At 46.7% G+C, this 25299-nt stretch carries 21 protein-coding genes, 1 tRNA gene and 1 pseudogene; 11 read left to right on the forward strand and 12 right to left on the reverse strand.

Annotated elements, in window-relative coordinates; translation table 11 throughout:
• Positions 1–348: 348 nt before the first annotated feature.
• Both iscB and QT987_RS13750 read right to left on the reverse strand, forming a co-directional pair.
• Positions 349–915: pseudogene (gene iscB / locus QT987_RS13745) on the reverse strand (RNA-guided endonuclease IscB); the annotation flags it as partial.
• A gap of 221 nt (positions 916–1136) precedes the next feature.
• A complete protein-coding gene (locus QT987_RS13750; RefSeq protein ID WP_333157049.1) occupies positions 1137–1511 on the reverse strand; it encodes a hypothetical protein in 375 nt (124 codons plus the stop codon).
• 179 nt (positions 1512–1690) lie between these two features.
• Here QT987_RS13750 and QT987_RS13755 point away from each other — a divergent pair, with 179 nt between their 5' ends.
• From QT987_RS13755 to QT987_RS13765, 3 genes are all read left to right on the forward strand, one after another.
• The gene (locus QT987_RS13755; RefSeq protein WP_333240760.1) at positions 1691–2737 is read left to right on the forward strand and encodes a M42 family peptidase; all 1047 of its coding nucleotides are present in this window, start codon (positions 1691–1693) and stop codon (positions 2735–2737) included.
• An 87-nt stretch (positions 2738–2824) separates the two neighbouring features.
• Positions 2825–2897, forward strand: a tRNA-Glu gene (locus QT987_RS13760).
• Between the two features lie 137 nt (positions 2898–3034).
• Positions 3035–3163 carry a hypothetical protein gene (locus tag QT987_RS13765; protein WP_333240763.1) on the forward strand — a complete coding sequence of 43 codons (129 nt, stop codon included), beginning with the start codon at positions 3035–3037 and terminating at the stop codon, positions 3161–3163.
• On the opposite strand, the gene QT987_RS13770 is transcribed toward QT987_RS13765, so the two are convergent.
• Positions 3141–3632 (reverse strand): helix-turn-helix domain-containing protein, encoded by a 492-nt coding sequence (locus QT987_RS13770; protein WP_333240766.1) that lies wholly within the window; start codon positions 3630–3632, stop codon positions 3141–3143. The two genes, QT987_RS13765 and QT987_RS13770, sit on opposite strands and share 23 nt — an antisense overlap.
• A gap of 222 nt (positions 3633–3854) precedes the next feature.
• Between QT987_RS13770 and QT987_RS13775 the strand changes: the two genes are divergently transcribed.
• The gene (locus QT987_RS13775; RefSeq protein ID WP_333240768.1) at positions 3855–4706 is read left to right on the forward strand and encodes a hypothetical protein; all 852 of its coding nucleotides are present in this window, start codon (positions 3855–3857) and stop codon (positions 4704–4706) included.
• A 64-nt stretch (positions 4707–4770) separates the two neighbouring features.
• Entirely contained in the window at positions 4771–6216 is a 1446-nt protein-coding gene (locus tag QT987_RS13780) for a hypothetical protein (protein WP_333240772.1), read from the forward strand.
• A 93-nt stretch (positions 6217–6309) separates the two neighbouring features.
• On the opposite strand, the gene QT987_RS13785 is transcribed toward QT987_RS13780, so the two are convergent.
• The 6 genes from QT987_RS13785 to QT987_RS13810 all read right to left on the reverse strand — a co-directional run bounded on the left by QT987_RS13785 (position 6310) and on the right by QT987_RS13810 (position 14801).
• Positions 6310–7458 carry a beta-glucosidase gene (locus QT987_RS13785; protein ID WP_333240775.1) on the reverse strand — a complete coding sequence of 383 codons (1149 nt, stop codon included), beginning with the start codon at positions 7456–7458 and terminating at the stop codon, positions 6310–6312.
• A gap of 253 nt (positions 7459–7711) precedes the next feature.
• On the reverse strand, positions 7712–9595 hold the full coding sequence (locus QT987_RS13790) for a glycoside hydrolase family 2 TIM barrel-domain containing protein (RefSeq protein WP_333240778.1): 1884 nt from the start codon (positions 9593–9595) through the stop codon (positions 7712–7714).
• A 200-nt stretch (positions 9596–9795) separates the two neighbouring features.
• Positions 9796–10152: an STAS domain-containing protein gene (locus QT987_RS13795; protein ID WP_333240781.1), complete on the reverse strand. Its 357-nt coding sequence runs from the start codon at positions 10150–10152 to the stop codon at positions 9796–9798.
• Between the two features lie 108 nt (positions 10153–10260).
• Positions 10261–11502: a UDP-galactopyranose mutase gene (gene glf, locus QT987_RS13800; RefSeq protein WP_333240784.1), complete on the reverse strand. Its 1242-nt coding sequence runs from the start codon at positions 11500–11502 to the stop codon at positions 10261–10263.
• A 123-nt stretch (positions 11503–11625) separates the two neighbouring features.
• Positions 11626–12927 carry a glycosyltransferase family 1 protein gene (locus tag QT987_RS13805; RefSeq protein WP_333240788.1) on the reverse strand — a complete coding sequence of 434 codons (1302 nt, stop codon included), beginning with the start codon at positions 12925–12927 and terminating at the stop codon, positions 11626–11628.
• Positions 12928–13763: 836 nt separating this feature from the next.
• Positions 13764–14801, reverse strand: coding sequence for an aldo/keto reductase (locus tag QT987_RS13810; RefSeq protein WP_333240791.1), 1038 nt, complete (start codon positions 14799–14801; stop codon positions 13764–13766).
• 422 nt (positions 14802–15223) lie between these two features.
• Between QT987_RS13810 and QT987_RS13815 the strand changes: the two genes are divergently transcribed.
• The 3 genes from QT987_RS13815 (at position 15224) to dtd (ending at position 17954) form a co-directional block, all read left to right on the forward strand.
• Positions 15224–15625: a fasciclin domain-containing protein gene (locus tag QT987_RS13815; RefSeq protein ID WP_333053794.1), complete on the forward strand. Its 402-nt coding sequence runs from the start codon at positions 15224–15226 to the stop codon at positions 15623–15625.
• Positions 15626–16080: 455 nt separating this feature from the next.
• Positions 16081–17229, forward strand: coding sequence for a GTP-binding protein (locus QT987_RS13820; RefSeq protein WP_333240795.1), 1149 nt, complete (start codon positions 16081–16083; stop codon positions 17227–17229).
• A gap of 269 nt (positions 17230–17498) precedes the next feature.
• A complete protein-coding gene (dtd, locus tag QT987_RS13825) occupies positions 17499–17954 on the forward strand; it encodes a D-aminoacyl-tRNA deacylase (RefSeq protein WP_333240947.1) in 456 nt (151 codons plus the stop codon).
• Positions 17955–18179: 225 nt separating this feature from the next.
• On the opposite strand, the gene QT987_RS13830 is transcribed toward dtd, so the two are convergent.
• The gene (locus tag QT987_RS13830; protein WP_333240799.1) at positions 18180–18431 is read right to left on the reverse strand and encodes a hypothetical protein; all 252 of its coding nucleotides are present in this window, start codon (positions 18429–18431) and stop codon (positions 18180–18182) included.
• A gap of 43 nt (positions 18432–18474) precedes the next feature.
• Here QT987_RS13830 and QT987_RS13835 point away from each other — a divergent pair, with 43 nt between their 5' ends.
• From QT987_RS13835 to QT987_RS13845, 3 genes are all read left to right on the forward strand, one after another.
• A complete protein-coding gene (locus QT987_RS13835; RefSeq protein WP_333240802.1) occupies positions 18475–19710 on the forward strand; it encodes a HetZ-related protein in 1236 nt (411 codons plus the stop codon).
• An 852-nt stretch (positions 19711–20562) separates the two neighbouring features.
• The gene (locus QT987_RS13840) at positions 20563–21474 is read left to right on the forward strand and encodes a DUF2382 domain-containing protein (protein WP_333240806.1); all 912 of its coding nucleotides are present in this window, start codon (positions 20563–20565) and stop codon (positions 21472–21474) included.
• 401 nt (positions 21475–21875) lie between these two features.
• Positions 21876–23102: a mechanosensitive ion channel family protein gene (locus QT987_RS13845; protein WP_333240809.1), complete on the forward strand. Its 1227-nt coding sequence runs from the start codon at positions 21876–21878 to the stop codon at positions 23100–23102.
• A gap of 23 nt (positions 23103–23125) precedes the next feature.
• On the opposite strand, the gene QT987_RS13850 is transcribed toward QT987_RS13845, so the two are convergent.
• Positions 23126–24094, reverse strand: a complete 969-nt coding sequence (locus QT987_RS13850) for a TIGR03885 family FMN-dependent LLM class oxidoreductase (protein WP_333240813.1) — start codon at positions 24092–24094, stop codon at positions 23126–23128.
• A 231-nt stretch (positions 24095–24325) separates the two neighbouring features.
• On the reverse strand, positions 24326–25177 hold the full coding sequence (locus tag QT987_RS13855) for a DUF1206 domain-containing protein (protein ID WP_333240817.1): 852 nt from the start codon (positions 25175–25177) through the stop codon (positions 24326–24328).
• Between the last annotated feature and the right edge of the window lie 122 nt (positions 25178–25299).

Here is a 25299-nt window from a genome sequence, read left to right on the forward strand (position 1 = left end):
CCCTATCCTTGCCCTTTTGGGACTCCCAGTGTGATCAACCTATTTCACTGGTTATACTTAACGATGATTTAGACACATCTTCGCTTGCGCTGCTCATGGATTCCTGCTCGAAGGGATTCTCAGTTAGGTTGCCGAGTTACCTCCTTCTTGCCCCGCTTTACCTCTAGGGTTGCTACGCCTAGAAATAGGGGTAATGCTTTCACCACTGCACCTGTGGGGAGGGACTTACACCCTCAAGGTCGTTAAGTTGTCAAGGTTCGTTTCAACCCATACGAAAGGCTGACTCCTTACTCCGCCTACACTTTAAGCCATTAGGCTTTCCGTTTTCGCGGAAACGGGTCGCACATTCAACAAATATTCGCGGATCTCGTAGCCACACAAAACGCCTTGCTGGTATTCAATTCCAGAAATTTCGGGGTTTTCTAGTTGCTGTAAATCGAACCGCACAAGTTCTTGAACAATAGAGACAATAGGAGCGAGTTTCATCAATTTATTTACCCAGGTTAGGGTTGTTTCGACACGATGTTGTAAGCTTGGCGCTAGCCACCCTTTAGGGCGAACCCTATTTAGGAATCTCGCTGGACGATAGCGGGTATGGCGATTTCTTCTACCTCTACGCAGTGAACGGCGAGACTCCAAACTGGCTTTGATTGCTTGTCCTCGGTGAGCTAGTTCTGCACCAAAGATTATGTTTTCTCCTTGCACTAATGCGATTCCAGTAGTTTGGGAACCAGGGTCTAATTTAAGAATGATTGGTTTTTGAGGTCCTATAACGTCTGCTTTGAGAATTATTGTGAACGGATACCTTTTAAAAACAGCAGCTTTGCCAGTGGTTAGCAATTTACGAGCCAGTCCTGGGCGAATTGGATCGAGCGGTCGTTTATGGGTATCAATTACAAAAACGAAATTAGACACCAAGTCCTCCATTGCTGGGTAATGTTCGCTTCGAGAATGTTTCCTGAGCTTGTTATGTCAAAAGCACTGGTTTAACCCCGTAATCCTGTTTAACTTTTGACGACAGAGCGGAAAACTAGCGTCGCATTTTCCGGTGTCGTGACTCAAGAAACGTAGGTCTAATCCTGTCTCTGGTAAGGTTCGGGCTTTTTTCTTGCACCGCTCGGAACGAGCCGGACTTCCTAAAAGCCCCCGCTTTTAAGCGTGGGGTTCCTTACCGCCCTAGGGTGACAGCGCGTCGCGATTGCCTGATACTGCTTGAGCTTGGGGAAAAAGTTCTCAATCAAATGACCGGCTTTGTACAATTGAGCATCGTAAGTTTCCAGGGTCTTGCAATTGCGACGAGGTGAAATGACGGTGATCTTCCCCTCGGCATTGAGGCGGTCAATCACACGCTGATCTGGATCATAGCCCTTGTTAGCCAGCAGTGTATCCGCCACCAGTAATGGCTGCAGTTGGTCGCCTCCTGCTCGCGTCACCAGTTTGTCGGGGGGTGAGGTGAAACTCCAACGGATTGCCCAACGCATCCACGCGATCGCATGAATCTTGTTACTCAATCGCCCTTTGCTGCGTCCAATTGCTTCATTCCTACGCTCCTCAAAAAGCTCAGCAGGAAGATGTTTCTTTCAAGTGGGAAAATGCCTGAATTAAAACTAAGTGTACCGCCGGGGAAATAGTAGGTAAATGTGCTTTAATATATGTCGTCAAAATTCGCTCCTAAAAACGAAAATAAAAAATGTTAGAGTTCGATCGCCTGTTCCAAACAATCGAAGAATTAGTAATGCTGCACTCACCCAGCGGTGCGGAATCGGAAATTAACCAGTGGTTGATGGAAAAATTCGCCGCCCTGGGAGTGAATGCTTGGCTCGATCGCGCGGACAATGCGATCGCCCTAATTAAGGGTCGCAATCCCGAAAAGTCGATCGCCATTACCGCCCACAAAGACGAAATTGGCGCCTTAGTTAAAACAATAGGCGAGAGTGGCCGCGTGGAAGTCCGCAGATTGGGCGGCGCATTTCCTTGGGTTTACGGCGAAGGCGTGGTGGATTTGCTCGGAGACAAGCAAACAATTAGCGGCATTCTCAGCTTCGGTTCTCGCCATGTTTCTCACGAATCTCCTCAGAAAGCTCAGCAGGAAGATGTTTCTTTAAAGTGGGAAAATGCCTGGATCGAAACTAAGTGTACCGCCGAGGAATTAGCCGAGGCCGGAATTCGACCGGGCACGCGGATGGTGGTGGGAAAGCACCGCAAGCGCCCGCTACGGTTGAAGGATTGGATCGGGAGCTACACTCTGGACAACAAGGCTTCAGTGGCGATTTTGCTGGCTCTGGCGGAATGTTTGAAAGAGCCGGCGGTGAATGTTTATTTGGTAGCGTCGGCGAAGGAGGAGGTTGGGGCGATCGGAGCTTTGTATTTCACCCAGCGCCAGCCGTTGGACGCGCTGATCGCTTTGGAAATTTGCCCTCTGGCGCCGGAATACCCGATTCTTGACGGCGAAAACCCGGTTTTGCTGGTTCAGGATGGCTACGGAGTCTACGATGAGGGATTGAACGCCCAATTGCGCGCAGCAGCCACAGCAGCCGATGTAGAGGTGCAGTTGGCGGTAATTAGCGGTTTTGGGAGCGATGCTTCGATCGCCATGAAGTTCGGCCACGTAGCCCGCGCCGCTTGTTTGGCTTTCCCCACCCAGAACACCCACGGCTTTGAAATTGCTCATCTCGGGGCGATCGGCAATTGCGCCGCCATCCTCAAAGCCTACTGTGACGTGCTTTGGGACGAGTAGAAAAAAAAGTTTCGCAAAGTAGTTGACAGATTGGGAAAGATTAGTTAAGGTAATAAAGGTGCGGAACACAAGCAAACGCAACGACGCGCCCCCATCGTCTAGAGGCCTAGGACACATCCCTTTCACGGATGCGACGGGGATTCGAATTCCCCTGGGGGTATTGAAAATTTAAGTCTGATATCCAAGTGATATCTAGTATATGGGGTGGGCATTTTGCCCGCCCTTATTGCTATTCGGTTTAACATTAAGCTGATGCGTGCGATCGCACATCTTGCACCATTCTCAAGAACAGGCAAGATGCCTGTTCCACAAAGAGTGAATTTTTTTGTGGAACAGGCCGAAAAGCCTGTTCATAAACAAGTAATTGAGAATGGTGCAACATCTCAGTTCGATCGCACTTTCGTTAGTTTGCACCATTGCCATTGATATCGAAGTTTTCTATAATGGGAATTTCTGAAGGTGAGGAGGCGACTATTCGCAGGTTTATATCAACTATGATTTGATTTTTATCAACAACTACATTTGCTTTTTTTATTAAGAATTTTATTGGTAAACAATCACCTGATTCAGGTTCGGCAGATGGCTGAGTTTTATATCCTGCGTCCTCCAGCCATTCACAAATCTTCCTCCAGTTTTCTACCTTTTCATCAGCTTTACCTACAAGATTTTTTACATATTGGTATAAAGTATTACAGAAGTCTACGGCAATGCCCTTGGGGTTTTTACTGAGCGTTTCGGCAATCTCGGCGGGACTGTAGCCGCAGAGTAGACCCCGTAGATGTTGTTTCTCTGTGGGCGTGAGCCGCTTTCCCTTGGCGGATGCTAGGTCTGTGTAAAGAGTTTCTAAGTCCCAGTCGCGGGCAGCTTCGGGGAAGCGATCGTTAGAGGATGCCATTGCAGGGGATAGGTTTCTGGATTTTTTATAATCAAAGTCTAACACGATTCCTAATGCTTATTAGTTTCTTTGTTAAAGCTAGTTAGATTAGTATCAGGGAAAGCAGGATCGTGATTAATTTTACACCTGGAATCGGGGGAAGGCTCACTGCTTGCGCGGTAGAGTTATCTGCTGGACAGAGTTATCAACACAAACTCCTCATAATTAGGTATTTACCCGTAAATGTTTAACCACGAATACAAAAAAGAGGCACAAGAGAAACTGCGCCGTGCAGTAGAAAAGTACCAAAGAGATTGTGAGTATTTACAAAATGCCGCTGGAAGTCTTTATCAAACGCGAGTTAATCGTGGGGTTGAGATTATCCAACTATGCGAAAATTACATTAACACGTTGGCCAATTCGCCAAAAGAGTTTAGCAAAGTCGTTACAAAACTGAAGTTTCAGCTCAAGGAAATTACTGGCAAAGATTGGGATCTAATTTATGCGGCTCATAACAGCAATGTAGCAGCAGCAGGTGGTGCAGGAGTCATGGCTGGAGCAGGAGTTGCCTGTTTTGGGCCAGCAGCAGCAATGGCAATTGCCACAACTTTTGGAACAGCCTCAACAGGTACTGCGATTGCTTCTCTTTCCGGTGCAGCCGCCGTTAATGCTGCTTTAGCCTGGTTAGGAGGTGGCGCTCTTACTGTGGGTGGTGGCGGTATGGTGGCTGGAAATGCACTGCTGGCACTAGCAGGGCCGATTGGCTGGGGGATTGGTGGTGTAGCTTTGGCTGGTAGTGCTTTTTGGACAAGTAGCGAGAATGAGAAAATTGGGAACGAAGCCAACAACCGCGCTCTTGAAATTGAAGGTGACACAGCTAAAGTCAACATAACCAAGAAAGAAGTCAATCTTCTGGAGGGGGAAACTGTCAAACTAGCTAACTTGATTCAAAGTGAACTGCAATACTTCAAGCAGAATGCACCTTTGAATTACCTGAATTTTAGCCAAGCTCTCAAACAAAGGCTGGGGACTTTAATCAATTCCATTACTTCCCTGAGCGAGTCTATTAAAAAGACCGTAGACCTGAAAATGTAATTATAATTTGGAGTGCAGCATTATCCTCTAGCAATTAGGGAGTAATGCTGCTATTTTTTTAAACATGGAAAACAGAGAAGATAGACATCTGACAACTCAATTCGTTGCTGCAATAGTAGCCCAGGAAAATCTGCGCCATGCAGAACAGCTTGCAACGGAACTCAGTAAACAAGACCGAGCGTTTTTTGCAGCGGTCGGAGAGATTGATAAAGTTCGTGATTTTGTAGGTAGTCCCGAAAAAATTCTGGGAAACACAAGCACAAAACACGGTGAAATAGCTGAGCAAGTGGAAGTTGGTATTCGCAATGCAAAATCTCTTTTGAACTCCTCTGAAACTCGCGCTACTTTTGAGGGAGTGGGTAGAACAGCACCGGAAGATTATTTAATTGATGGTATTAAAGTACAGTCTAAATTTGTGAATGGGGTTGGCAATAATTTAGACCACGTTCTCGACCACATGAAGAAATACGAAAACTTTGGCAGAGATGGGTCATATTACCACATCCCTAAAAACCAATATGAAGTTATTGATAAAATATTGAAAGGGCAACAAGTCGAGGGAATAACAAGTCGTACTGCTCAAAAAATACAAGAAAAAGCTCAAGAAATAGAGCTGATGTCGGGTCGTCCTTTCAGTCAGACTGTTCAAGCTGGATCGTCTAACTATGAAGATGTGCAAATAGGCAAAGTTGACGATACCCTAGACCGCAAAGAGCATGAATTAAAGCAAGAACACAAAGAAATTAAGGATGGGATACGCTACGACGCTCAACCTACTCTGGCTGATTTTGGTAACGTTGTTGTTAAAGGCGCGGTTATTGGTGGTAGTATTCGATTTGCTACTAAGCTTTACGCTAAGTATAAGCAAGGTAAAAACGTTTTTAAGGGTGAATTAACCCCCGAAGACTGGCAAGAAATTGGAATTGATACCGCAAAAGGAGCTGCACTTAGTGGTATATCGGCAACAGTTATTTATGGGTTAACGAATTTTACCCAAATGTCTGCACCTTTAGCTGGTGCTTTTGTTAGTGCAGGCTTGGAAGTTGCTAGTTTAGTGGGTAGTTTGAACCGAGGGGAAATTACGGCCGATCAATTCGTTGAATTAAGTTTATTTGCTTGTGCTGATTCAGCCATTGTTGCTGCTGGAGCTACAATCGGACAAGCTTTGATTCCGATTCCTGTTGTTGGCGCTGTCATTGGTGCGATCGCGGGTCGAATCGTGACTGGTTTTTGCAAGCAGTTATTGGGACAAGATACTCATCTTGCTCGACAAGTGGAACAATATTATCAACAGTCCCTGGCTAAAATTGACCGAGCTTACAAGGCAGCCGTTGCTAATCTTCTTGCTACCTATGAACGACTAGGTAATTTAGCAGAAGCAGCTTTTGATCCTAACTTAAACCTCGAAGTGAGATTGCAAGCTAGTATCGAATTAGCTGAAGCTTATGGCGTTTCTGATTCCAAGATTATTCACAATTTAGATGAGCTTGACGCTTTTATGCTGAGTTGATCGAATAAAATATTAGGAAATCATCGGGAATTTTTAATGCAGATTTAGTATAAGGTGCGCCGCAGCGCACCCTACAGAATTAGATCGCAGCTATCACTTCTGCGACTTCAGCAACGGTTCAATCTGCTGCCTTTGAAACTGCAATTCATCCGCCAAAGGCTGGTAAATTTCCCGATCGCCCGATTCATTGCAATAATCCCACAAACCATTGTAACAGTGCCTGTCGTCATCCCAACCCGGATGGTTAACAATCGGATACAAGCAGATTCCCTCTATCGGAACTCCTGCTTTCATCGCCGCCATTACCTCAGTGCACACATAATTAAACCAGACAGGTCTAAACTCGTCTTCAGTACCCGTTTCTGCTACGAATAAGGGGCGGCGGTAGCGCTCATACACTTCTTGCAGCATTTCACGAAACGGGCGGTACAGCGGATCGGTGTATTTCATCGGGTCTTCATTGTGAATCCACTGATTGCGATCGTAATAATTCACCCCAATAATATCGAGATATTTTTCCTTACCGCCGAGTTCTGGGCGAAAACGTCCAGCCAACATATCCCAAGCTTGATATTGAGATAAGCGATAACCTTCCGCTGCGTCCCGATCCTCCGGTTTGTCAGGATCGGCAATAATGTTAATTGTGGGGTCGATTTGAACGATCCGGGTGCCGGAATTGACCTCCCAAACTGATTCTATCGCTGCGATCGCAGCTTTGATTAACTGGATTTTGAGCTCGTCTCCCCGCCCTTTTGCAAACGGATTGATGTACGCGACATCGCCGCCTGCCCAAGCAATAAATGAAATTTCATTGACAGGTGTCACGAAAGGTGTTTGGTCTGTTTCCTCAGTTAGCACCTCCATAAAAGCGCGCACCATGCTTGCAAACCTGGACACAAATTCGGGACTGAAAATATCAATATCGTCTGGCCAGCCGTAGTGAAACAAATCCCAAATTACCTGCATTTTCATGTCGCGGGCGGCGCGGATAATTGGCAGGGAACTGGAAAAATCGTATTTTCCGGGCGACTGTTCAATTAAGTGCCAGCGGAGGCCTTCGCGGACTGTGTAAATCCCTTGTTCCTGCAAGCGTTGGTAGTCGGCTGCTGCAAATTTATCGTGACCGGTGGCGGCTGTGACATCGAGGCGTTTTCCAGATTGCACTCTGTGGGTGGAACATTCAAATCCGCCCATGAAAAAACTTTGAAACATCAATCGAATGGGTAATGGGTAATGGGGCATGGGGCATCGGGCATCGGGCATCGGGCATCGGGCATTGGGCATGGAGTAATGAGAAGAGGTTCATTAAATGATTGAGACTGGGTGCATCTTAACTTTGGAATGCTTCGCCCCTACGAATATATTTACAAAAATCAGATGCGCCCTTGAGACTTGTTATATCCAATAACTTGGAACTGCGGGCAATTACTAATTACCAATTACCAATTACCCATCACCAATTCCCAATGCCCAATGCCCCATGCCCTCTTGCCAATTAGCATTGACTAATAGCTTGCGGCTGTGAACTTTCTTCGGGAATATCCCAGCCGAGAGTTGCCGCCGCGATCACCTCTACAGGAAACTTGGGAGTGCGATCGGCATACAACAAACCGTTAGCTTCTTGGAAAGTATCGGTTAACTGCGTGTAACAAAATCCGCTGAACATTTCCACTCGGTTTACCACCTTCAACAGCGCGCTGTAGCGCCTTTGCAGTTCCTGCGTGTCGGACGCGCGCACGTAGCCCCAAACCCTGTAAAAATCAGGATTTTCGCGACCGGCGCAGGCTATGCCACCGAATTCTGTCAGCATCATCGGCTGTCCTTGGTGCGGGTGGCCGTCGAGGGTGAGGATACGCCCGCCGGGACGCCCGCGATCGAACAAATCCGCTAGCTGGACTTCGGGCCCGTAGCGCTTGGCTAGGGTTTGCGGATTGTTGTCGTAGTCGTGAATCGCCAGGATATCGGTATCGATGCTTTCCCAGCCGTCGTTACCGATGACGGGGCGAGTCGGATCGAGGGTTTTTGTCAAGAAATACAGCGCTTGCACGTAGTTGCGGTGGGCTGCTGCTTCGACTAAATTCGGAACTCCCCAAGATTCGTTGAACGGCACCCAGACTACGATACAGGGGTGGCTGCCGTCGCGCTCGATGACTTCCGTCCACTCCCGCGTCAGCCGTTGCACGGCTTTGGGAGTGAAGCGGTAGGCGCTGGGCATTTCTTCCCAAACTAAGAGCCCCAGCACGTCAGCCCAGTACAAAAATCGCGGGTCTTCGATTTTTTGGTGCTTGCGGACGCCGTTGAAACCCATTGCTTTGACTAATTCGACATCGTGGCGCAAAGCTTCGTCGGAAGGGGCACTCATCATGGTGTCGGGCCAGTAACCTTGGTCGAGCACCAGTCGCAAATAGTAGGGGCGGCCGTTTAGCATGAAGCGATCGCGCTGGATGCTGACCGTCCGCATGGCGGTATAAGATTTAACCTCGTCGAGGAGTTTGCCGTCGGCCCACAACTGCACTTGAGCGTTAATTAGCGTAGGCTTTTCGGGACTCCACAGCAATTCGTTGCGGTAGTCGTCGATACCAGGGTCGGAGAGGGCGATGCGGCGGTGGATTTCGCCGTTGATGACTTCGTAGGTGTCGTTGACTAGCAGCAAACAGCCGATCGACAGTTTAACTTTAATCTGGATTCCCGACTGGCGATCGCCCGCGACAAAAGCTTCAAAACCGATTTCCCAGCGTTCAAACTGGGGAGTCCAGCGGATGCGCTCGATATAAGTGTGAGGCACCAATTCTACCCAGACTGTCTGCCAAATGCCGGTCGTGCGCGGATACCAAATACTGTGGGGCTCTATTTGCCAGTCTTGCTTGCCGCGCGGTTGCTCCAAATCTTGGGGGTCGTCGTGGGCCCAGACTGTCACCCGCTGCGGCCCGTTGAGGTTCACAATTGCTGTAATGTCTGCGGTGAAAGGAGTGTGTCCGCCTTCGTGTTCGATGACAAACTGACCGTTCACCCAGACGCGGGCGCGGTAGTCTACGGCCCCAAAGTGGAGGAGAACTCTGCCTTCTGTGTGGGGTACGTCAAATTCGCGTTCATACCAGCAGTTGGCGTGAAAATTCGTGTCGCCGATCCCGCTTTTTGCGGATTCTGGAGCAAACGGCACTTCTATAGTGTGAGTCCACTCCGAAATATCGATCGGCTGCACGCAGTGACCCGCGTCATCGTAAGCAAATCTCCACTTACCATTGAGACAAATCCAGTTGCTCCGGCGCAGTTGGGGGCGCGGATAACCTGTTTTGCGTCCTTGAACTGTCACCTTACTATCAAGAGTTGCAGACTCTTCTATCTCGCAATTTTCTAGTTCTCTACCTAACCAACTCATCGGCACATCTACCCAAAGTTATATTTATAGGTTAGCTACAATTACCCCCACTTTGACAAGTTTTTTGCTGATTAATTTGCAAAAGTTCTGCCTATTAAAACAGCCTCATCTGAAGGCTCTCTTGTGCTGAAGTCATTAGTCAGAAGAAAAAAGAATAAACCAGGAAGATTTTTCCTATCCCCCACTCTCCCCCTCTCCCTCTAGCTAGCAAGACTTGGCAAACCTCCTAACGGTTCAGTTAGCTCACTTTTGAGAGAAAATTCTTCGGCAAACGGCAAACACTGAAATATTTGCTGTAGTCCCGTGAGTTCAAATAGAATTCTAACTTGTTCGCTCATGGCAGAGATCAAAAGTATACATTGGCTGTCTCTCACTAATTTTACGATCGCCACTACAGCCATTAACTCGGAATTTTTCAGAAAATTGATTTTAGAGAAATCCAGCATCAGAATTTTGCCACCGCTTTCAATGAGGCGCTGTATTTCTTTCTGAAACTGAGCAAATTGAGAAATTTCCAAAACCTCATGAGACAAAACAATTTTCACTAGAACGTTCATTTTTACCTCAATGCTTGTTTGAATTATTAAATAACTTTTGAGGAAAACCGAGTAAGTAAGGTGCTGTGTGGGCACCTTACCTTTTTACCCGTAACTCGCAGCTTCCAGCTACTTGCTAGCAGATTTGCCGTTGCCGTTGCCGTTGCCGTTGTTGACAGCAGCGACTTCTAGAGAAGTTGTGGTTGGGCGATGGGCGACTCCATGGGATGAGCTGACATTAGAGGCAGAACCGTTAACATTTTCTACCAATTCAATCATGGGCTTGGTAGTAATTTGTGTGTAAGTTGTCAGAGCTTGAGCGACCACTTGATCCATGTTGTAATACCTGTAAGTCGCCAGCCTTCCCACGAAAGAAACTCCCGGAGTTGCATCAGCCAAAGCCTTATATTTCTTGTAAATTTCGGCATTTTCCGGACGCGGAACCGGGTAGTAAGGGTCTCCCTCAGCTTGGGGATATTCGTAGACAATGCTAGTTTTTAGATGCTCTTGTCCGGTGAGGTATTTAAACTCGGTGCAGCGAGTATATAAATGCTCGTTGGGGTAATTTACCACCGGTGCTTCTTGGTGTACAGGTACGTTCAGCGTTTCGTGCTTAAATTCCAAGGAACGGTAAGGCAGTTTGCCGTAGCAATAATTGAAATAGGAATCGACAGGCCCGGTGTAAATCATTTCTCCGTAAGGGATAAAACCCTCAATCTCCCGGTAGTCGGTATTCAGCATCACCTTGATGTTTGGGTGAGAAAGCATCTTTTCAAACATCCGAGTGTAGCCGTGCAGGGGCATTGCTTGATAGGTATCGGTAAAATAGCGATCGTCCCGGTTAATGCGAGTGGGAACGCGGGCGATCACTGACTTGTCAAGTTCCGAGGGGTCCATGCCCCACTGTTTGCGGGTGTAGTTGCGGAAGAATTTCTCGTAAAGTTCGCGGCCGACTTTGCTGACAACGACATCTTCGGAAGTGCGAATGTAATCTTTTGGTTCTGCTACTTTCGCGAAGAAATCTTCTACTTCAAATGAGGTGAGATTCAGTCCGTAAAGCTGGTTGACGGTGTTGAGATTGATGGGAATTGGCAGCAGTTGACCGTCAACGCTGGCGAGGACGCGGTGTTCGTAGGGGCGCCACTCGGTGAAACGCGAAAGATACTCGAAAACAGGGCGCGAATTGGTGTGAAAAATGTGGGGGCCGTATTTGTGTACCAGGATGCCGTGGTTGTCGTAGTGATCGTATGCGTTGCCGCCGATGTGGTTGCGGGTATCAATTATCAGGACTGTTTTTCCGGCCTCATTTGCTAGTCTTTCGGCAATGACGCTACCTGCAAATCCGGCTCCGACGATTAAATAGTCAAACATTGAAACACCTCTGATTGTGGGTAAGGGTAAGGAATAATTGGTAATTGGACATACAGCGGGGAGGGTGGAGTGTTAGTTTTTGAATCCGTAAAGTGTAACTCTTTAACTTCAACCTCAACATTCCTAACTTAAAACTTTCATCCTGCCTTCGGCTTTCTGTTTTTTATCGTCGATCGCACTTTCGATCAACCCCAGCATTTCGCCCCAGGTATTGTCCCAAGAATTGTCTGCTAAAAAGGCGTCTACTTCGCTCAGCCACTTGGTGCGAACGTCCGAAGTTTCGCTGAAGATTTCTTCGGCACAAGCAACGAATTCTTCAGAATTGCTAGCAATCCGAACCAAGCCGTTTTCTCCGTATGGCCGCACCACGTCGCGGATAGGAGTAGAAATCACCGGTTTGCCGGCAGCGAGGTATTCTGGAGTTTTCGTGGGACTAATAAATTTAGTCGATTCGTTAATCGCAAAAGGCAACATGGCGATATCCCATCCGCCAAGATAGGCTGGCAATTCTTGATAAGATTTGCCACCAAGATAGTGGATATTTGGGTGAGTTGGCAGAGTTGCCGGATCGATTTTCACCACCGGGCCAATGATGACTAAATGCCAGTCCGGCCTTGCTTGGGCCATGCCCGCCAGCAGTTCGATATCCATGCGTTCGTCGATGACGCCATAAAATCCCAAACGCGGGTGAGGAATGTCTTTTTGATCCGCCGGTTCTTCTGAAAGGTTCCTGGCTGTCGCAAAGTGTTCTTTTTCGATGCTGCTGGGGAAGGGGTGAATGTTTGGGTGCTGGTGCTGTTTGGCTTCGTAAAGGTTGTGTCCCCCGGTAAATACTACGCTGGCCCGCTTTAATAATTGGTTTTCATTGGCTTTTAAATCCGGGTGCGCGCCTTGGAATGCTGACAGTTCATCCATGCAGTCGTAGACTACAGCTAGCGGCTTTAAGTGGCTTGTGAAACTGACAGCCATTGGTGTGTAATACCACAGAATGTACTGGCTAATTTCTGCCGCTCGAAACAAATCATCTAGCATGGCTTGCTGAGCAGTTTGTGCTGTTGCTTCGCTGGTTCCTTCGCTCAGGTGCGGTACTATTACCCAGACTCCGCTTTCGTGGATGCTGACATCAAGCCACCAATCTGTAGCCGCGCTAAACACAGGTTCTTCTACAAAGAATACGCGACGTTTTTTGGCACAGCGGCTCAATAGATGTTGCGGACGCTGATAGACAAAATTCCACCGCAAATGAGACAGGCAAACTAAATCTGGTGCATCTAAAGCCTCAGTGTTTGATAAGTTGGCTCGCACTGCGGGCGATGCAGCGAATTGAGAGGGGGATTTTGCTGGATCTATAGAGGTAAATCGGATCTCCCATGCTCGATCTTTATTGCTATAATTATTGTTTACTGAGTTTTCTGGGGGCGACATATTAGCCTCTGGAATTTGTCAATGAAAATTTGTCAGTTAAAATTGGTCAAGAGGATATATTTCTCAGCAGGGTCTTACTGAAAGTCGCAAGCATAAATCTGAGAACTTTTATTGACGAGCAAGCGCCGCATTCAGTGAGCCAAACAAAGAAACTGTTTAGCTGCGGTAAAAACCGGCTTATCTGCTTTTTTCAGAATTGAAAGTTTGAGATAAGTTAATATTGTTAGACTTGCTATTGTTGTTAAATGTAACCCAGTTTTTCTGCCCTAACTTCTATCTGAAGGATGACTTTTATCTCAGGAGACACCTAGCTTGCACGCTGGGTTCAAAAGCCTTTAAAATGCCGATCGACCTTGTAAAATGACTCTTAACTGGCAGGTACGGGGTGAAAAAAGAGCGAGTTTGATTGCTTTATTTGAAGATGAGAGAAAATTTGCCATCAAGTTTATGTTGCTTTTTGATTTGACAAACCTTGCTTTTTTTTAACTCATCCGATCGCTAATTTGGGAAATTTGTATCCTTATATACCAAGTTGCGCCAGAGATTTATGACTTCCGATAGATTAACAATTGACAGTTTATGCAGTGGGGTTAAACTCACATAATATCACCTATCTCAACAATATCAAAGAAAACAGGTAATGGCAACGACAAACCTAAGATTTTGTGCGAGTATGTAGCAAGAAACCAAGATGATGACATTTGGGCTGTGGGCGTCAGTTTAACCTTGTGTCCACAGCACAAATGTCAATCATCCCTCTAAGGGCGGGTTCGCCGATATCTGCAATCAAAAGCCAAATATCCACGTAAACCCGCGACTAGAAAATAGCACCAACTTTACAGTCGGCGGCTGTCAATTTTGGCGATTCCCCCTCCAAAGGCAAAATCTTGCACCGTCGAACTCTTTAAGAAATCGTGAGGAAAACCCAATTCAATTGCACTTACTTTGTCTAACTGCTGCATTTGTTCGGGGGTTAATTTGAACTCCAAACAAGCCAGATTTTCCTGAAGTTGCGAGAGTTTGCGCGAACCCACAATCGGAATAACTTCGACTGGCTGTTGGATCAGCCAATTTAGCGCTACTTGAGAAGCAGGTTTCCCAATTTCGGCTGCTATTTTGCTAAGTTCGTCAGCAATTTTGAGGTCTCGTTCGTTAATTTTTCCCGATTCAGATGAATTCAGCCGTTTAGCTTCGCTGGCTGTTTCTGAAGTGTTGTATTTTCCTGTCAGTAAACCGGCTGCTAAGGGACTCCAAGCTGTGACGCCAATATCAAAGGCTTTTGCCATAGGGATCAAGTCCCGTTCAGGAGTTCGTTCTTTTAAAGAATACTCGATTTGCAAGCCGATAAATGGTGTCCAACCGCGCAGGTGGGCGATCGTATTTGCTTGAGAAATAATCCAAGCCGGCGTATCGGAAATGCCGATGTAAAGAACTTTGCCGGCGCGTACTAAATCGTCAAAAGCGCGCATTACTTCTTCGACGGGTGTGGTAAAATCCCAAGCGTGCAGCCACAGCAAATCTATGTATTCAACTTGCAATCGCTTCAAACTTGCCTCTACTGCTTGCACCATATTTTTGCGGTGGTTGCCGAAACCATTGATTTCGCCATTCTTCATGTTGAGGCTATACTTAGTGGCAACTACCCATTTTTCGCGATCGGCTGCGATGAACTCACCGACATATTTTTCGCTAGTACCGTTGGTGTAGAGATTCGCGGTATCAATGAAATTGCCGCCCGCTTCTGCAAAGGCGTCGAACATTTTCCGGCTTTCGTCGTATGAGCTCCCCCAGCCCCACTCTTCCCCAAAAGTCATGGTTCCGAGGCAGATTTCGGAAACGCGAAGTCCGCTGTGACCTAATAGTTTGTATCTCATGTCACCCTTCCGCTAGTTAATGGTTGTTAACAGTTTAGATCGGGATTTCCCAAACTGTTGCCATCAGTCGGGGTGGCGGGCTTTTGTAATCTGTTAGCGCTGCGCTGAATGTTGAGTGTTTTGCCAAGTCAATCAAAATTTCGTAGCAGGGGCGATGCTGTCTCGCCCCTGCGTTTAGTTTAAACAGCGCGCAGGGGCGATCGGCTTACCAATGTATTTAGGATTACATTTCTAAATTAAAATACAGTAAAATCGGTAAATTATAATCTACCTTTAGGTAGGTATTTACTGACATGAGTTATATATAAAAAAATGTTCTATTTTATATAAGAAAACCAAACTGAACGAGAAAAAATATCTGTAGCTAAATTAACTTTTTAGCGTTATAGTGATTTACAGATTACAAAAACTAGGTGACTCACTTGGCTGACATCGTTGATACCGCCGTTTCGGCAGGCTCTTTTACTACCCTAGTTGCTGCCGTCCAAGCCGCTGGTTTAGTAGATACTCTTAAAGGCGCTGGCCCCTTCACAGTTTTCGCCCCTACAGACGAAGCTTTTGCTAAGCTTCCCGCAGGTACTGTAGAAGCACTGCTTAAGGACATTCCTAAGCTGACAAAAATCTTGACTTATCATGTCGTTTCTGGCAAAGTTATGGCCGCTGATGTGGTCAAGCTGAAATCTGCCAAGACAGTTGAAGGTTCAGAAGTTAAAATTGATGCTTCCAATGGCGTCAAAATCAATGATTCTACCGTTACAACAGCCGATGTTGCTGCTGATAATGGTGTCATCCATATTATTGATTCAGTCTTGCTTCCTGCGTAAGCACAGATTTAGATAGCCCAATACTATCTTGAGGGCGGTGGCTGTTGTTAGCCACCGCCCTGTTTTCGTTGATAGTTGAGATTTAAATATTTTACGCAGCTCGATAATTAAAACTATTATAGATTAGCGGGAATTGGCCGATCGCACTGGGCTTGAGTCTGTCCCAAATTTGTCGCTGCTGAGTTTACCGGGAAAACTGGTTGCAGGCTAACTCCCACAGGTACTCTGGAAAAAAAATTATCAAAAAAATAAAAAAGTGCGATCGCGTTAACAATTGCCGATAATTAGCGGCCCACTTATTTTGCACTTTCGGGCTGATTCCCGGTTGATGCGTAGATACCATGCCACCAAACCCAACATTTCTCCGAGAAACTGGGTTTACCAGGCCTTGTCCTAATTAAGATACAATAAGAGCCACAAAGAAAGTGCGATCGACATTATTTGACATTCAAGCTATGCAATCTACAACTCAGTCCGAGACAGAACCGGCGATGGACGCTCCCAAACACGGCTTACCCGTTACCATCATTACAGGATTTCTCGGCAGCGGCAAAACAACCCTGCTCAACCACATCCTGACCAACCAGCAGGGTTTGAAAACAGCAGTTTTGGTAAATGAATTTGGCGAAATCGGCATCGACAACGAACTGATTGTCACCACCGACGACAACATGGTTGAGCTGAACAACGGCTGCATTTGCTGCACTATTAATGAAGATTTAGTTAATGCAGTTTACAAAGTTCTGGAACGTCAAGAAAATCTCGATTATCTGGTAGTCGAAACAACCGGACTCGCCGACCCGCTGCCAGTAGCAATGACTTTTTTAGGAACAGAACTGCGCGACCTGACTCGTCTCGATTCGATAGTTACAGTAGTAGACGCAGCCAACTACAGCTTAGATTTATTCAACTCTCAAGCAGCTTACAGTCAAATAGCTTACGGCGATATAATTATCCTCAACAAAACTGATTTGGTTGAAGAAGCAGATTTAGATTTGTTGGAAGTTAAGATTCGGGATGTCAAAGAAGGTGCTCGAATTCTGCGAACAGTAAAATCGCAAGTTCCCCTACCGCTTGTCCTCAGCGTCGGATTGTTTGAATCGGACAAATATTTCCAATCTGAAGAAACTCCTAGCAGTCACGACCACGAACATCACGAACATCACGAACATCACGAACATCACGACCACAGCCATCACGACCATCACGACCACAGCCATCACGACCATCACGACCACAGCCATCACGACCACAGCCATCACGACCACTCCGACCATTTAGAAAATGACGGATTTACCTCAATTTCTTTCCTGAGTGACAAGCCGTTTTCTCTGAGAAAATTTCAATATTTCTTAGACAAACAAATGCCAACAAATGTGTTTCGCGCGAAAGGAATTATGTGGTTTGAAGAAAGTCCCAAACGGCATATTTTTCACTTGAGCGGCAAGCGATTTACGATGGACGACGACGAGTGGAAAGGCGATCGCAAAAACCAGCTTGTTCTCATCGGTCAGGGTTTGGATACCGAGACTTTGCGATCGCAACTCGAAAACTGTCTTTGTATGCCTTCAATCAATCGCGGCAAAGGTTTTGGGAAAAACTAAAGGTTACTGGTTCCCAGGCTAGAGCCTGGGAACCGATGTAAGCGAGGCTCTGCCTCTCTGGTACTTAGGAAGATAGGAGGCAGAGCCTCTGGATCTGCGTTACCAGGCCAGAGCCTGGTAACGAGTAAGGATCGCGAATTAAATAACTTACAATTTTAATTGTTATTGTGGGATGGGCGTCCCGCCCGTCCAAAAAGGACGGGCGGGACGCCCATCCCACTTTCAAGAGTGGAAGTTATTTAATTCTCATTCCTAATTACCGATTTCCCATGCGAGTCATCCTCCAGCGAGTCAAATCATCTCAAGTCGAGATTGACGATCGAATTATTGGCAAAATTGGCCGCGGACTTAACTTGCTTGTAGGTATTGCAGACACCGACACCGAAACAGAACTCGATTGGATGGCTCGCAAATGCCTGGAATTGCGTTTGTTTCCCGACTCTGCCACGGATACCGGGCGCTGGGACAAGTCAGTACAAGACATTGGCGGCGAGTTGCTGGTTGTCAGTCAGTTTACGCTCTACGGGGACTGCCGCAAAGGTCGGCGACCTTCCTTTGACCGAGCAGCGGCTCCTGAAAGATCCGAAATTTTTTATGAAAAATTTGTCGAAAAGTTGCGCCAGAGCGGCTTAAAAGTCGAAACAGGCTTGTTTGGAGCGATGATGCAAGTCTCGATCGAGAATGACGGGCCGGTGACTTTGGTATTAGAGAAAGAATCAGGGTGAATTGTTTGCAAACAAAGCTCTGTGTGCTTCTTTCTGATTCCTTCTTCCTTCTTGGATAAGATCAAATTTTCAGATTAACCGGGTTTCCTAACTGCTGTTGCGTAGGTTCTGAAGACATTGCAGATAGCTACACTCTGCCAAGTCTCGATTCCACAATCTCTAACGGCCAAAACCCCCTCAAATAGCCAGTTATTAGATTGTCCACTCAGCGGCCTGGCAGCACCCTCAGTTTTCCTGGCGATCGCCCCACCCACATAACTGCTCAGAATGCTTGTACAGTAAGGCTTTAATGGCAATAAAATCAATCTTCCACAGCCAGCGATTAGAATCAGATTCAGCAGCCAAAAACTGTTGCATGAGAGAGTGGAACACTGGCATAACTACGGTTATCTCTACTTCCGTAACATTCAATGTATAGAGAGTTGAATCAGCACAGCAAGCGAAACCGCCAGCAACTGCCGCCTCACACTCTGACAAATGTCCTCGCACACCCGCTGTGCCCTACCACCCGATAAATGCCATGACTGTCAAAACTGCCACCACCGTCAACTGCAACACCGCTTCTGGCTTCAACTGCATTCCGGCTACCTCCAGCGAACCAAACGCCGAAATCAATACTGTTCCCAGCATCGATATCCTCGCTTTGGCTGACTTCGCCCTCAAAGAATTGCAAGGGGAAATGAAAACTGCCAGCCGCAGCGCTCAAGCAGTGGCGATGCGGATTGCTAAGGAAGTCGAACGGATTTGCCAAAAGAGCGATCGCATCCAAATTTCCGGCGAAGTTGAAGCTTGGCAAATCACCTTGGCCGAGCACCGGTTGCAAAAAACCCTGCAATATTACCGCCTCGGTTCCAAGCAAGGCCGCGTCGAACTGCATTCTCACCTCGCGGCTATGATTTACCGCCATGTTGCTTCTTTCCGATCGAACTTGAACTTTCAAGCTCGCTACAACATGATTGAAGACTTTTTGCAAGGCTTTTACATCGAATCTCTGCGAGCTTTCCGCCGCGAACATCAACTCGATGTCACCTACCAGCCCCGCACGCAGCTAGAATTGGCTGAGTACATGGCTTTCACCGAACACTACGCCAAGCGCCAAATCGGTTTGCCCGGCCGCAACCGCCAACGCCTGATCGTGTTGCGCGCTCAAGGATTTGCCAAGGGCCAGCCTCCCGAAACTGCGATCGACATTGAAATGGCTGTAGAATCGGGCAAGGGAGAAGATGCGGAAATTTACAGCCGCTCTCCGGCGCTGCAACAAGTGCGCGAGCAAATGGTATCGGAAACTGTCGATCCGGCTGATGCTGTGCTGCGCGATCGAGTAGTCTCGGAATTGATCGCCTATCTGGAATCGCAAAATCAGCCAGAATGCGTGAATTACTTAACTTTAAAATTGCAAGACCTTTCGGCTTCGGAAATTGACCGCGTGCTCGGTTTGTCTTCCCGCCAGCGCGACTACTTGCAACAACGTTTCAAGTACCACGTCGAAAAATTTGCCCGCACTCAAAATTGGAAACTCGTCCACGAATGGCTGGGTGCTGATGTCGATCAAAAGCTGGGAATGACTTCGGACAAATGGGAAGCTTTTCGCGCTCAACTGTCGCCGGAAATGCAGCAATTGTTAGAAATGAAGCGGAATCAAGAAAGCGACAAGGCGATCGCCACCGCGATCAAATGCACTCCCAAACAAGTCCAAAAACGCTGGGCGCAACTGTTGGAGCTGGCTAGCCAGACTCGCAACAGCAACCAAGCTTAAGTGGTACTCAAATATGAATGCAACTGTTTTCTTGAGACTGGAAAATGCGATCGGGTGCGGCATCTACACAGGACTGCCCGCCCCGGCGTCCGCTCTCAACTCAACAAGGGCTGCTACTAATTTATCGCCGCTTATTGGCAAATTCAATTTATTAAAACAACATTACTTTTTTTAATATCTTTCCTTCCCTGGTTAGGCCGGGGAATTTGTTTTTATTAGTCATTAGTCATCAGTCATTAGCCATTAGTCATTAGTCATTAGTCATTAGTCATTAGTCATCAGTTAGGACAAATTGCTTGCTGAAGAGGCGACCGGGCATATATTCATAATGATATTTAAACATAGGGTGTAGCATAATCAAGGCAAAGTTTTTCAAATGTGTTTGCCCAAAATATCTCACATAAAAGTCTATTTTTAAAGTAATAAATTATGTATATAGCAATCCTAAATCATTCATGTAAATTTGTAGGGGTAGTGCTACCCCTACTCCCCGTGCCTACCCCCTATCTATCGGGGCAACCACGGGGAGTAGGGGTCGGATTGCCCCTACAATAATTACGCGAATAATTTAGGGTTGCTATATATTTTTTATGCGTTAATGTAGAGGATCAAAGTCTAATTTATAAGTGTATTTTTTTATAAAAATAGTTAAAAACCGATTGTGACACTTGAGAGTGCAGAAGGTGGATAAAAAATGACAAGTCATCTATCCAAAGACAGAAAAAAATTAAAATAAATATACTCATCCTACTATTTTGTTTCACTTAATCCTTCATAAGAAGGAAGCATCAAATTTGAGATCTATCTAAAATGGGGTCATAAGTTGATATAGATAGAAAAGGAAGGACTGGTATGTTACTTTACAAAATTGAAGATTTTAATCCCAACTACCGCGAAGCTGCTTTTAATGGCGAAGATATCAAAGGTCTGGATATCTATGCTGGAAATACAGATGAGAAGATTGGCTCAATTGATACAGCGCTAGTTGATGAGACAGGACGTTTCCGATATTTTGTGGTTGACACGGGTTTCTGGATATTTGGCAAGAAGGTATTAGTTCCAGTTGCACTTTGTCGAGTTGAGGTTGATGCAGAACGCATCTACGCGACGGGTTTGAGGAGTAAAGACCAAGCAGAAAGACTACCCAGGTATGAGGATGGGATGGTGGTTGATTACGATTATGAAGAACAAGTGCGGGGTGTTTATCGTACTCGAACTGTAGAAGGGTCTGCACCTGTAGAAGCATCATTGCCTTTGGAAACCTCATTGCCTGTACAAGCATCTGCACCAGTTTCTAGGCCGCGTCCTGTCTCTAACCAAGCTAGCGCTGCTGGTTATGACCGCAACACCTACACTTACGAACAAGAGCCTCAATTGTATCAGATGAACGATCGCGAGCATCACAAATTCCGACTCTACGAAGAACGACTGGTTGCAGAAAAAAGCCGTCACAAAGCTGGCGAGGTAGCAATTGGCAAGCGAGTTGAAACTGAAACGGCACGAGTTTCAGTTCCAACAGAAAAAGAGCGAGTTGTAATTGAGAGTGTAACTCCAGCAAAGGCAGGTGCCCCAGTAAATCGGGATACTCCCTTCCAGCAGGAAAAGGTGATGCGTATGGACGTTTACGAAGAAACTGCTGATATCAAAAAAGAAGCTTTCGTGCGCGAAGAAGTTAACATCAGGAAAGAGGTTGAAACCGAGACCGTTGAGGCAACGGAAACACTGCGTCGTGAAGAGTTGGAGGTGAAGAGGGAAGGGCGTTAGAGTGGGAATGAATTGAAAAAGGGTTTGTAGTTGCGCTGTCTTCGCCCACATGAGCGTTGAAGCGCAAATACGAACCTAAAAAATCACTACCACTGCCAAAAAAGGACATGGTTTCTCATGTTTAATTTCTGGCGTTGACCCCTAATAAGTGCAGCATTCCTAGCTTTATCGTTTAGCATCGGTGTGACCAGTTTTTTAGGATATCCTCGATCGCTATTTCTTTTAGCCCAACTTAAACAACAACAGCGGTAGTGCATCCAATCAAGCAAAGCATAAAAATTCATTGGAGGCGGTTAGCACGATCGAGCGTGCGGTCGGTTCTGTTGCTCGCGCTCTTAATTGCCATAACGATAACGTGTATTACCCCGAATTCCGCAGGCGCGCAAGACGAACGGGTAACAGTGCGTTTAGATGGTCGAGCAGTGTTTCGGGTGAGTGCGGTAGAAAACGTAGATGCAACCGCACGTGCGCGGCAGATTGAGCGGCGCATGAGCCGACTGTTGGAGAATCCTACGGCGATCGCACCTCCCCGCATTGAACCGACTCAAGGTAGCGATCAGCGGGTGATTACGATTGCGGGAGTCCCTGTTGTCACCGTAACTAAAGCAGACGCTCAGGATAATTTGACAACGGTTGATACCCTGGCAACTCAGTGGTCAGGGGCGATTGCTACCGCTCTAACGCGAGCCAGTCAGCGCCGTCTTTCCCCTTCGGAACGCTTTGTGGCAGAGGTGCAATCCTCGGTGCAAACCGGATTTGGACGACTGGGTGAATCTGCGATCGCGATTATTCCCCGCGCGCTAGCTGCATTACTGGTGATTGGAGTATTTTGGGCGATCGCGGCTTTGGTGCGCTGGTTGATGCGCGTGATTTTCCGTCACATTGTAGAAGACTTAACAATAGAAAACCTAATCAAACAAGTCGCCTACTATGTTGTCTGGAGTCTCGGTTTTATTGTGGCCCTCGATGCCTTTGGGTTCGATCCGCAGGCAGTTGCCACCGGATTGGGTTTAACGGGTCTTGCTCTCGGCTTTGCTTTAAAAGATATCCTTTCTAACTTTATCAGCGGCATTTTAATTCTGGTATTGCGTCCTTTTGAACTTGGGGATCAAATTGTTGTCGGGGAAACTGAAGGCAATGTCGAGCGGATCGAATTGCGGGCAACCCAACTCCGTACTTATGATGGTCGAGTGGTATTGGTTCCCAATGCGGAATTGTTCACCTCGCGCATTACCAACAACACCGCCGCCCCGATTCGTCGCAGCAGCGTGACTCTGTTTATCGGCTACGATAGCGATTTGCAAACAGCGGTAACTGTGATGACAGAGGCAGCGCAAGCTACGGAAGCCGTGCTCCAAGATCCGCCAGTTTCCGTGCGAATTCGAGATTTGGGACAGGATGACATCTTGGTTGAGGTGCGCTTTTGGACGGACTCGCGGCGTACTGACTTTGTGGCGACAACCTCCGCCGTGAGAGGGGCAATCGTTCTTGCCTTCAAAGATGCTGGCATCGGCTTGCCCGATCCTGATGTGCGAATACTGATGCCGCGCCATCCCGATAAGTGGCGAACCGCATTGGGTTTGGGAGATAGCGATCGGACTCAGGATTCTGACAATGCTAGTCGGTAAGTCAGTAGCATCATAATTACCAATCAACTTTTTGTCAGCCCTGGCACTACTTTTTCGCCAAACGCCTCAATAAACTGCTCTTGTTCTCGGTTAACGTTGTGCAAAATTAGTTCATCAAACCCCAATTCAATATCTTTTTGCAACCACTCAATATGCTGCTCTTGGTCTGCCGAAACGCGGACGTGTTGATATAACTCCTCTGGTTGCACAAACTCCCCGGCGGCATCAAATTGATCGGGTGTTATCAGTTCTGTCAACATTTTGCTTTTGAAGATGTTACTACGCCATTGATCATGAGCGCCTTGTAGTGCTTTCTCTGCATTACTGTTATAGGAAAGCTGCACTTTCAAAATCATTGGTTTCCCTTCTCCGCCACCGCGACGAAACGCATCGACGACTTTTTTTAACTTTTCAGGTGGGCGAGAAGTAGTAATTAATCCATCTGCCCAACTGCCCAACCATTCTGCGGTTTCTGGGGTAACTGCGGCGCCGATAATTAATGGGAGAATTTCCGGGCGGGTATAGAGTTTTGCATCTTCTACGCACACTAAACCGCGATGGGTGACGGTTTCTCCTGCCCAAAGGGCGCGGATAATATCGACACATTCTTTGAGGCGCGCGTTGCGATCGCTCTTAGTAGGCCACTTATCCCCAGTAATATGTTCGTTCAACGCTTGACCGCTGCCAACCGTTAGCCAAAAACGATTGGGAAACATTTCTGCCAACGTTGCCGCAGCTTGGGCAATAATAGCCGGATGATACCGCTGTCCGGGAGCGCAAACAACCCGATAGGAAAGCCTCGGCGTTGCTTGCATTGCTGCACCCAACCAAGACCAAGCAAAACCACTTTGTCCTTGCGCTTCACTCCAAGGATGAAAGTGATCGGAAGAAAGGGCATGGGTAAAGCCAGCTTGTTCTGCCATTTGGACATATTTCAGCAGTTCACTGGGCTTAAACTGTTCGTGGGAAGCATGATAACCAATTTTTGCCATAAGTTTTTAGGAGTTTTGAGTACAGTAGGGGCGGTGCCCCCGTGCCCGCCCTGAGTTTTGAGTACAGTAGGGGCGGTGCCCCCGTGCCCGCCCTGAGTTTTGAGTTAAAATATCCAGACTTAAAAGCAGGTGATTTAATCAAAACGCCGTGTAAAAGTTATGAGTTTTGAGTTAGATAAGTAAAAAAAATATTGTACTCAAAACTTATAACTTTCTGCATAACGGGCAAGCTTATGAACTAAAAATTCGCCGATAGCGAGCTTCAATTACCGAGTAGATGCCATAGGCAATTAAACCCAAAGGTACTAGAGCCAAAATCACTGGACTAAAAGGCTGTTGTGCCACAATTCCCAACACCTCGCCCAATCCTTTCGTTTGACTGGCATCCGATAGCCTTGCTGCTTGAATTAAGAAAAAACCGATTATAACGAAAACAACTCCACGGGCAGCAATTCCGAATCGACCCAACCGTGTCGCCCAAGTTTGCTCGGTTTGGCTCATTTCATTTAGCTTGAAATGGCGGCGAAATTTGGCTTTATATGCTTGGTAGAAATAAGAAAAACCTACACCAATAACAATTGAGCCTGCCAATCCTACCAGCCATTCTCCAAACGGTTGCGCTAAAACTTGGGCGGTCAAATCTTCGGTTGTATCGCTATTACCACCGCCCGAACCCATTATCAGTTTTACAGCCGTTAAAGCCAAACCTGCGTAAGCTAAAGCACTTAAGGCGTAGCCAATGCGTTGAGCAATTCGCTTGGCATCCATTTTCTGTCCTTGGTGTTCTGGGTCGAGAATTGTCTGAACGATACGCAAAAGGGCATAACCAATAATGCCAATCGTTACAAGAAATAGCAGAAATTTACCGAAGGGTTGGTTAACAATTTCTGATAATGCACCGCTAGTATCTGTTGTCCTGCCGCCCATACTGAAGACGGCTTGTGCTGCTAAAAAACCGACAATAAAGTAAACTAAGCCTTTGGAAGCATATCCCAATCTTGCCAGTCGCTCAAACCAGGGATGAGAAGCTGCCTGTCCAATTGAGTCTTTAATGCTGTCGGTGGGTGAGTTGTCCCGTTTCATATTTTTTGACAATTTAGTTGTTAACGACTGCTGCCATACCCAATAGTGCATTCCTGTCCAGCTAACTGAGTTCTTAAACAGATAATTTATGTGATTATTTATTAATTTAAAGATTAGCTTGT

This window comes from Microcoleus sp. SVA1B4 (assembly GCF_036700545.1).
GTDB lineage: Bacteria > Cyanobacteriota > Cyanobacteriia > Cyanobacteriales > Microcoleaceae > Microcoleus.

Bases quoted from the DNA above. Each gene is read 5' to 3' on its own strand.
- QT987_RS13775 (WP_333240768.1), top strand. From the start codon at position 3,855: ATGTTTAACCACGAATACAAAAAAGAGGCACAAGAGAAACTGCGCCGT.
- QT987_RS13780 (WP_333240772.1), top strand. From the start codon at position 4,771: ATGGAAAACAGAGAAGATAGACATCTGACAACTCAATTCGTTGCTGCA.
- glf (WP_333240784.1), bottom strand. From the start codon at position 11,502: ATGTTTGACTATTTAATCGTCGGAGCCGGATTTGCAGGTAGCGTCATT.
- QT987_RS13785 (WP_333240775.1), bottom strand. From the start codon at position 7,458: ATGCCCCATTACCCATTACCCATTCGATTGATGTTTCAAAGTTTTTTC.
- dtd (WP_333240947.1), top strand. From the start codon at position 17,499: ATGCGAGTCATCCTCCAGCGAGTCAAATCATCTCAAGTCGAGATTGAC.
- QT987_RS13850 (WP_333240813.1), bottom strand. From the start codon at position 24,094: ATGGCAAAAATTGGTTATCATGCTTCCCACGAACAGTTTAAGCCCAGT.
- QT987_RS13795 (WP_333240781.1), bottom strand. From the start codon at position 10,152: ATGAACGTTCTAGTGAAAATTGTTTTGTCTCATGAGGTTTTGGAAATT.
- QT987_RS13790 (WP_333240778.1), bottom strand. From the start codon at position 9,595: ATGAGTTGGTTAGGTAGAGAACTAGAAAATTGCGAGATAGAAGAGTCT.
- QT987_RS13805 (WP_333240788.1), bottom strand. From the start codon at position 12,927: ATGTCGCCCCCAGAAAACTCAGTAAACAATAATTATAGCAATAAAGAT.
- QT987_RS13820 (WP_333240795.1), top strand. From the start codon at position 16,081: ATGCAATCTACAACTCAGTCCGAGACAGAACCGGCGATGGACGCTCCC.
- QT987_RS13765 (WP_333240763.1), top strand. From the start codon at position 3,035: ATGCCTGTTCCACAAAGAGTGAATTTTTTTGTGGAACAGGCCGAAAAG.
- QT987_RS13810 (WP_333240791.1), bottom strand. From the start codon at position 14,801: ATGAGATACAAACTATTAGGTCACAGCGGACTTCGCGTTTCCGAAATC.
- QT987_RS13770 (WP_333240766.1), bottom strand. From the start codon at position 3,632: ATGGCATCCTCTAACGATCGCTTCCCCGAAGCTGCCCGCGACTGGGAC.
- QT987_RS13755 (WP_333240760.1), top strand. From the start codon at position 1,691: ATGTTAGAGTTCGATCGCCTGTTCCAAACAATCGAAGAATTAGTAATG.
- QT987_RS13855 (WP_333240817.1), bottom strand. From the start codon at position 25,177: ATGAAACGGGACAACTCACCCACCGACAGCATTAAAGACTCAATTGGA.
- QT987_RS13840 (WP_333240806.1), top strand. From the start codon at position 20,563: ATGTTACTTTACAAAATTGAAGATTTTAATCCCAACTACCGCGAAGCT.
- QT987_RS13835 (WP_333240802.1), top strand. From the start codon at position 18,475: ATGACTGTCAAAACTGCCACCACCGTCAACTGCAACACCGCTTCTGGC.